Annotated in this window: 7 protein-coding genes and 1 rRNA gene; all 8 read right to left on the bottom strand. The window is 47.9% G+C overall.

Annotated elements, in window-relative coordinates; genetic code table 11:
• Positions 1 to 63: ribosomal RNA gene (locus FIM25_RS01955) — 16S ribosomal RNA — on the bottom strand; the annotation flags it as partial.
• A gap of 342 nt (positions 64 to 405) precedes the next feature.
• Positions 406 to 1,320 (bottom strand): DsbA family protein, encoded by a 915-nt coding sequence (locus tag FIM25_RS01950; RefSeq protein ID WP_139445670.1) that lies wholly within the window; start codon positions 1,318 to 1,320, stop codon positions 406 to 408.
• 411 nt (positions 1,321 to 1,731) lie between these two features.
• Complete coding sequence (locus tag FIM25_RS01945) at positions 1,732 to 2,775, bottom strand: protein-glutamate methylesterase/protein-glutamine glutaminase (RefSeq protein ID WP_139445668.1); 1,044 nt, start codon at positions 2,773 to 2,775, stop codon at positions 1,732 to 1,734.
• Positions 2,776 to 2,806: 31 nt separating this feature from the next.
• Positions 2,807 to 3,268: a chemotaxis protein CheX gene (locus FIM25_RS01940; RefSeq protein ID WP_139445665.1), complete on the bottom strand. Its 462-nt coding sequence runs from the start codon at positions 3,266 to 3,268 to the stop codon at positions 2,807 to 2,809.
• Positions 3,225 to 3,647 carry a response regulator gene (locus FIM25_RS01935; protein ID WP_139445662.1) on the bottom strand — a complete coding sequence of 141 codons (423 nt, stop codon included), beginning with the start codon at positions 3,645 to 3,647 and terminating at the stop codon, positions 3,225 to 3,227. The genes FIM25_RS01940 and FIM25_RS01935 overlap by 44 nt, the downstream gene beginning before the upstream one ends.
• A gap of 23 nt (positions 3,648 to 3,670) precedes the next feature.
• Positions 3,671 to 4,519, bottom strand: a complete 849-nt coding sequence (locus tag FIM25_RS01930; RefSeq protein ID WP_139445660.1) for an HDOD domain-containing protein — start codon at positions 4,517 to 4,519, stop codon at positions 3,671 to 3,673.
• Positions 4,516 to 4,995: a chemotaxis protein CheD gene (locus FIM25_RS01925; RefSeq protein WP_139445657.1), complete on the bottom strand. Its 480-nt coding sequence runs from the start codon at positions 4,993 to 4,995 to the stop codon at positions 4,516 to 4,518. Before FIM25_RS01925 ends, FIM25_RS01930 begins: the two co-directional genes overlap by 4 nt.
• Positions 4,992 to 7,253, bottom strand: coding sequence for a chemotaxis protein CheA (locus FIM25_RS01920; protein WP_139445653.1), 2,262 nt, complete (start codon positions 7,251 to 7,253; stop codon positions 4,992 to 4,994). The genes FIM25_RS01925 and FIM25_RS01920 overlap by 4 nt, the downstream gene beginning before the upstream one ends.
• Positions 7,254 to 7,268: the final 15 nt, after the last annotated feature.

Raw genomic sequence — 7,268 nt, 5'->3', positions numbered from 1 at the left:
GACTTGCATGTGTTAAGCACGCCGCCAGCGTTCATTCTGAGCCAGGATCAAACTCTCCGTTGAATCTCTGGTACTACCCCCACCTTAAAAAGGCGGGATACTAAAGGGGCATGTTCTTTATCTTTCACTATCTGATTTTCAAAGATCGATTTCTTTCGATCCGCCGCTCCGTGAGCAACGAGGCGCAAACTATCGATTCAGGACCTGTCTGTCAACGACTTTTTTCATACCTTTTTATTTTTTTTGTAACAGCCTTTAAAAACAGAACTTATTCAGCAAAAAAAGAATCGGGGTTTATAAACTTAATGCAGGAAGTAGATTAAAGAATCTTTCCGGGACTGAATATACGCCGAAAGCAGGCAATGTTTCCCCCCTCCCGGTGAGCGAGAGGAAGGAAACCTTTTTTCACTTCAGCAACTCGCCCAGCTTATCAGCCCTGAAACCTTCCACCATATATCCATTAACAAAAAAGATGGGGGTAGACTGAATACCCAGCGCCTGGGCATCCATCCTTTCCTTTCTCACTTTGTCGGCATATTTTGATTCCAGATAGTTCAGTGCGGAATCGGCATCTTCACCCCAGTTCTTTTTAAGCTCAGGAAATGCCTTCATAAACTGATTAACAATGGCCTTAGGATCCTGAATATAATGAAGCTCTCCATATACAAAATCTGTCATCTCAAGCACTTTAAAATCTCTGGCCTCGGCATCCGCCAGAGCCATGCAGACAAGTTCTGAAATCCGGTTCAAAGGGAAATGAACCAGACGGAGGCTTTTCATCTTTTCCCTCTGGCCTTTCAAAAAAGCCCATCCCTGACGACAATAGGGACAGAAAGGATCAGAAACCACAACAAGCTCATTCATTCCGCTACCCTGAAAAAGCTGTTTTCCAAAATCTGCAGGGAGCTTTTCTATGCGCCTCAGAACAGACATGGGCTCTTCAAACAGGCTGCGGCCCGAAGCCAGATCCTGAATATCGGTAAACTGCATCTGGCCTCCAGCATCCACCACCAGAAGAAGAACTTCCTCTTTATTCTCAGGTGGAGGCAGGATCAGGGCGACTTTCACTGCAAAGAGAACACTGTCTTTGAACTTTATGGGAATCTGCTGATCCACCCGAACCTGATCTGGACCAAAACTCTGAAAGCGCTCATCCTTCTGCCCCCATGAAAGAACAGTACGCTGGGCAATACTTTTTTTCAGATTTTCCACATTTAAAGAGACAATCTCTTCTGAAGGCACCCCGCCAAAGGCAAGAAAAGGAAAAAGAGAAACGCAAAAAATCAAAACAAAAAAAAGACCCCTGGAAAACACCTTCATAGAACCCCTCTCAAATAAAAAAATTAAAAAGACGAATAGTAATTGATCAGCACAATTTTATTCCGAAATTCCAAAGCTATGATTTCAGCAGTTTCATACCATTGCAAAGCACCCTGAATCTTTGCCAGTGACTTGCAATCGTTTCGGATTCCGGCACTCAAACCATAAACCTAAAATCTATGATGCAAACAATATAGCCTTTTCAAGCTTGAATGACGGAGTTCTAATAAAAACAGCAAGCTGTATGAACCGACAAAATAACAGCGTGTTCAAGCCTGCTATGGCAAGCAAAAAAGCTCATTCTATCTGTGGAGGCAAGCCTGCCGCTTCAACACAGGACAAAAAGCTATAAGACTAAGATCACGTCACAGACAAATTGCCTGGGTGGCTATGCGCCTGCGGCGGAACATCTTATAATAAAGACAGGGCTTTTTCCGCAATACGGTCAAGAGCAAGCACGTGCTCTGCTGCGCCTATACGTATGGCTTCCTTGGGCATACCAAATACAACCGATGTCCTTTCATCCTGGGCAATGGTCCTTGCTCCGGCATCCAGCATTTTTTTCAGTCCCTGAGCTCCGTCTGCCCCCATCCCCGTCAGGATAATCCCAAGGGCATTGGCACCGGCATAGCCTGCCACAGAATCAAACAGGACATCCGCCGCAGGCCGCTGATGATGCACAAGGGGACCCGTTTTCACCTGTACATAATACCGGGCACCGCTGCGGCGCAAAAGCATATGAAAATTACCGGGGGCAATCAGTACCTGACCTGGAGTGACGGGATCACCATCCTCGGCTTCCTTAACGGACATGGCGCAGAGATCATTGAGCCGGGCAGCAAAAGCCGTTGTAAAACGGGCTGGCATATGCTGGACAACAAGAATCCCAGGAGCATTCACCGGCATCCTTGTCAAAACCTCACGCAGGGCTTCGGTCCCACCCGTGGAAGCGCCCATGGCTATGATCTTATGGGTTGTCACACGCAAGGACCTTACAGGCTCAGTTCCACCCCGCTTCACAGGAACTTCCTGCACATCCTGCTTTCGATCCACCCTCACACCGGCAACTGCCCGAATTTTTGCCGCCAGCTGCACACTCATATCGCCAACGGAATAGGCTGAGGTCGGCTTGGAAATCACCTCCAAAGCCCCTATACTTAAGGCTTCCAGTGCCAGCTCACTCCCTTTGGATGTAAGTGAGCTGACAATTATAACAGGCAAAGGATAATAACGCATCAGTTTACGAAGGAAGGTAAGCCCGTCCATACGGGGCATTTCAATATCCAGAGTAAGAACATCGGGTTTCAGATGCACAATTTTATCTCTGGCAACATAGGGGTCCGGTGCCGTTCCCACCACTTCTATGCCCGGCTCCCTTGACAACTCCTCCGTAAAGACCTTACGCACAATTGCCGAATCATCCACCACCAGAACCCGGATATTATCTGCTCCCATAGAATTTCCTTCCGTTTTTTCCTCCGGATCTTCAGGAACCAAGCCCCATCCATACCCCAAGTGGACCATCCACGGACTCCACCATTAAAAAAATACCTTTCCGGCTAAAAACCTCATGACTGCCATGCACCCCCTGAAGAATCTCAGGAATGCCCAGGCAAAATTCCATATGACAGTCATAATTGCTGAAGGTATTGCCAGCCACCATATTGGAAATCTCCTTTAGGGTTTCCTCCATCTCCATGGCACTGACTTCCTTTTCCCCCATAAAATCCGCCGTCATCAGGGCCAAAAGCTCTCCGGGAACAAGCATGACAAGGCAGCCACTGAAAGGGCCGTCAAAACAGAGGATGGATGCCTTAATATCCGGCAATGCCAATAGCCTGCTTTCCGAAAGTGTCTCCTCTTGATCAAATTCAAGGGGCATGTAGAACATGGTGCCAAGCACCTCAGAAATCGAGTTCTGCATCGCCTTCTTCAGATTCTGCTCCATGGGGTTCTCCTAATATGGCGACTATTTTCTCCCTTATCTGTTCCGGACTAAAAGGCTTTTTTATATATCCCGCAGCGCCCATCTGTAAAAAAGCCTCAACTTTTTCAAGGCTTCCCTCCGTTGTTACAACCAGCACTGGGATTCCTGCCAGAACAGCATCTTTTTTAAATTCTTCTATCATTTCCATACCGTTCATATCCGGCATATTGTAATCCGTAACCACAAGATCCAGCCAGCTTTCTCCCACAAGGGCCAAAGCCTCCCTTCCATTGGAAGCCTCCAGAAAATCAGCATCCCCATACCCCGCAGCACGGATTGTTTTTTTAATTACAGAACGCATGGGCTGGGAATCATCCACCACCAGCATTTTATAAGCCATGAATATCCCCCTTGTGAGCTTTTTCAAAAAGATCCGATAAGATCTTCAACTTCCCGAATCTTATCTCCAAAGCCGGCAATAATTTCCTGCAGATCCCTTGCCCCAAGGCCGAGAACCTTTAAAGCCTCCCTGTGGAAGCGATAGGCCAGACCATCCAGCCCCACACCTATACCCAGCATGATACAGACCTGATCTGCCACATAAACAACATTAACGGCATGATCGGAAAATCCGACGCCTTCGGGCATATGAGAGTTACGTATCAGGGTCTGCAAACGGGGACTGAAGCCCCATTTTTTGGCTACAATGCCGGAGAGTTCAGACTGATCCACACCGAGGATTTTCTTTTCCGCCTCCCGGAAACTGTAATTCTCCTCAGCCACCAACTGCTGAATACGCCCAAAGCGCTCTCCCACAAAACGGCTTAGAATCACCTTGCCTATATCCCTGAGAAGACCCGCAGTAAAAACCAGATGCCGGTCTGCAAGTCCTACTCTGACAGCCAGATCCCTTGCAATAATGGCGCAGCTTACCGCTTTTTTCCACAAAGCTCCCTCATCCAGACCATAGCCCTGCTGTTCCCCTGAAAAATTGCCTGCCCCGCATTTCATAACCACAAGATCCACAATACGGTTCATCCCTAAAATATTGATGGCATCATGAACGGAGTCAATGGTACGGCTTCTTGCAAAGTATGCGGAATTGCACATTTTCAAAAGATCTGCCGTAATAAAAGGATCAAAACGAATCAGCTCGGCAATTTTCTGAGTATCCGCCATGGGATCTTCCGCCAGTGCCAGAACCTGCTGAGCAATCTGGGGCATGGGCTTTAAACCGTCAATTTCACGGATCAGTTCCGAAATAGCGCTCATAGCTTTTTCTCCCCTTCTCCGCCAACTTTTATATGAATATCTCCGGAGACAATTTTCAACCGGACAGTACGGTTAACATTGCCACCCACATCCTCATGATTTGCAATAACATTGTTGCGGAAAAACATTTTCTTTACTGCCATATGGTTTCTTTTACCGATATTGAAAAAACCCTGCTGATCAAGAATCTGAGCTCCTCCTGCAATGGCAACCTTCATGCGCTGTTTTTTAGCCCCCAAAGCATAGCTTGCTTTAAAAAGGGCAGGAATTCCTGTATCAGCAAACATATAAGGATTCTTTCTGGCTTTTTCCGGATCCAGTGATGATTCCGGAAGCATATAATGCAGAATCCCCCCAACCTTGGCCACCGGGTCATAGATAACTATGCCAATACAGGAACCCAGAGAATAGGTAACCAGTTCATCACCCGGATTTGCGCTGACTTTCATATCGGAAACGCCAACAATCACTCTCACCGGCCCTCCTCTTGCCCTTCGGTAATCATTTCTGAATTCCGGCTTTTCATTTCAGTTGGCACCAGATTCTCTGTCATGTCAAAAAGGCCTGCCATATCCAGAATCAAGCCCACACAACCGTCCCCCAGAATCGCAGCCCCCGCAAGAAAACCCAGCTTACAGAAGGTTTCTCCCATACTTTTAATGACAAACTCCTCTTTACTCAAAAGCTCATCCAGAAGCAGGGCCCGTCTTCGTTCCTTGTTTTCCACAACCACCACCAGAGCTTCCCATGGCTGCGTCCTGTCTTCTGGCACATCACAGATCTGACCAAGGCGGATAAGCGGTACCAAAGATCCCCGAACCATGACCATTTCACCATGATTGGCGACGGTGAAGACATCCTTTTTTGCCGGGCGAAAAGATTCTAAAATGGCAATGGCAGGAATAATGTAACGTTCCCTGCCAACCCGGACCAGCATACCGTCAATGATGGCCATGGTCAGGGGAAGGGCCAGAACAAAGGTTGTCCCCTTCTTTGGCTCTGAATGGATATCCAGACGCCCCCTCAGAGTTTCCAGTACCCTTTTCACCACATCCATACCAACACCTCTGCCGGAAACATCGGTAATGGCTGCAGCCGTTGAAAAACCGGGATGGAAGATCAGCTCAAAAATCTCCTGCTTTGTGGGATGGGCATCCGGAGAAACTATCCCCCGCTCAACGCCCTTAGCTAAAATTCGTTCCGCATCCAGTCCGCGACCATCATCGGACATCTCAATAACAATACTGCCACCCTTATGGTAGGCCTTCAAAAAAATCGTACCCCTCTCCGGCTTTCCAGAAGCCAGTCTTTCTTCGGGCGTTTCCAGCCCATGATCCACGGCATTACGGATCATATGCACCATGGGCTCATAAAGGGTTTCAACGACATTGCGGTCAATTTCCGTATCCTGACCCGACATTTCCAGAACAACCTGCTTTCCTCCCGCCTTGGCAAGTTCCCGTACAAGACGGTGCATCTTCTGAAAGGTATTGCCAATCTGCACCATGCGCATCCCCATGGCCAGACGCTGAATATCCGAAACGATCTGCCCGAGACGCCCCATATTCTGGGAAAAATCCCTGGCCTTATCCAGAGCCTGCTGCCGGAGCATAGCCTGGGCAATCACCAGTTCACCCGTGAGATCCACAAGGTTGTCGAGCTTCGCCGTATCCACCTTTACCTGCAGGGCAGCCCCTTTGCCGTTACCGTTCTGCCTTCCCCGCTTCTGATCCCTTAGGGCGGAAACCACATCCTTTGGACTCACTTTTTTTTCTGAAATCAGAATTTCGCCCAGAGGCTTTCCATAGGCCTCCTGTTTCTTCAGGCCATCCTCTATAGCCTGTTCATCGACAAGGCCCCGTTTTACAAGAATTTCTCCCAGCCTGCCGGATACAGGGCTGTCCTTATACTGATCCATGCGCTCCATGAGTGGATGAATATCCACGCCACAGCCTTTCATTCTGCCGCCCTCACTGAGGCTGCCACGCACGCAACCGATCAATTCCCTCAGGGTATCCACTGAACTCAAAATAAGATCAATAAATTCCTGGCTAAGCCCGAGTTTACCTTCCCTGGCACTGTCCAGAAGATTTTCCGTACTATGGGCAAGACGATTTATTTCAAAAAGATCCAGAAAACCCGAAACTCCCTTAATTGTATGAAAGGGGCGGAAAATATCATTGAGTATTTTCACATCCCCAGGGTCTTCCTCCAGATCAATCAAACGTACTTCAATGTTTTCAAGACTTTCAAGGGATTCCACCACAAAATCCGCCAGTATTTCAAGATCCTGATCCTTATAACTTCTGTCACCGTCAAAACCGCCACTTTCAGTATCTGCAGATAAAGAAGCTTTCTTATTGCAGGTTTCTTCAGCCTGAGGCTGATCCGAAGGCAAGGTCCCCTTCAGCTCATTAACAAGAGAAGAAATATCCCCGTCCCAGCTGATCCCCCGTGTAGAGGCTCTGTCCATTTCCTGCAAAAGAGTAATACTGTTCTCCAAAGGGACAGTATCGCTAACTTCGCCAAGAATAAGACGCTCAGTAAAAATCCGCACAGAAGAAAGAAGCTGACCTGCAGATTCCGGCAGATCCGAAGCTGCCAATGAAGAACCAAGACGATCCAGATCAGAAAGCAGAATACCCAGCCCCGGAATGTCATCTGCCTCAAGCATGACAACCTTCAAAGCCACTTCATCAAGAACGGCCTGAATGCCAGATGCCGTTTTTTCCATAAAAACCTCCCTTAA

Origin of the sequence: Desulfobotulus mexicanus (genome assembly GCF_006175995.1) — a bacterium.
Classification (GTDB): Bacteria; Desulfobacterota; Desulfobacteria; order Desulfobacterales; family ASO4-4; genus Desulfobotulus; species Desulfobotulus mexicanus.
This window is presented reverse-complemented; position numbering and strand designations above follow the sequence as displayed.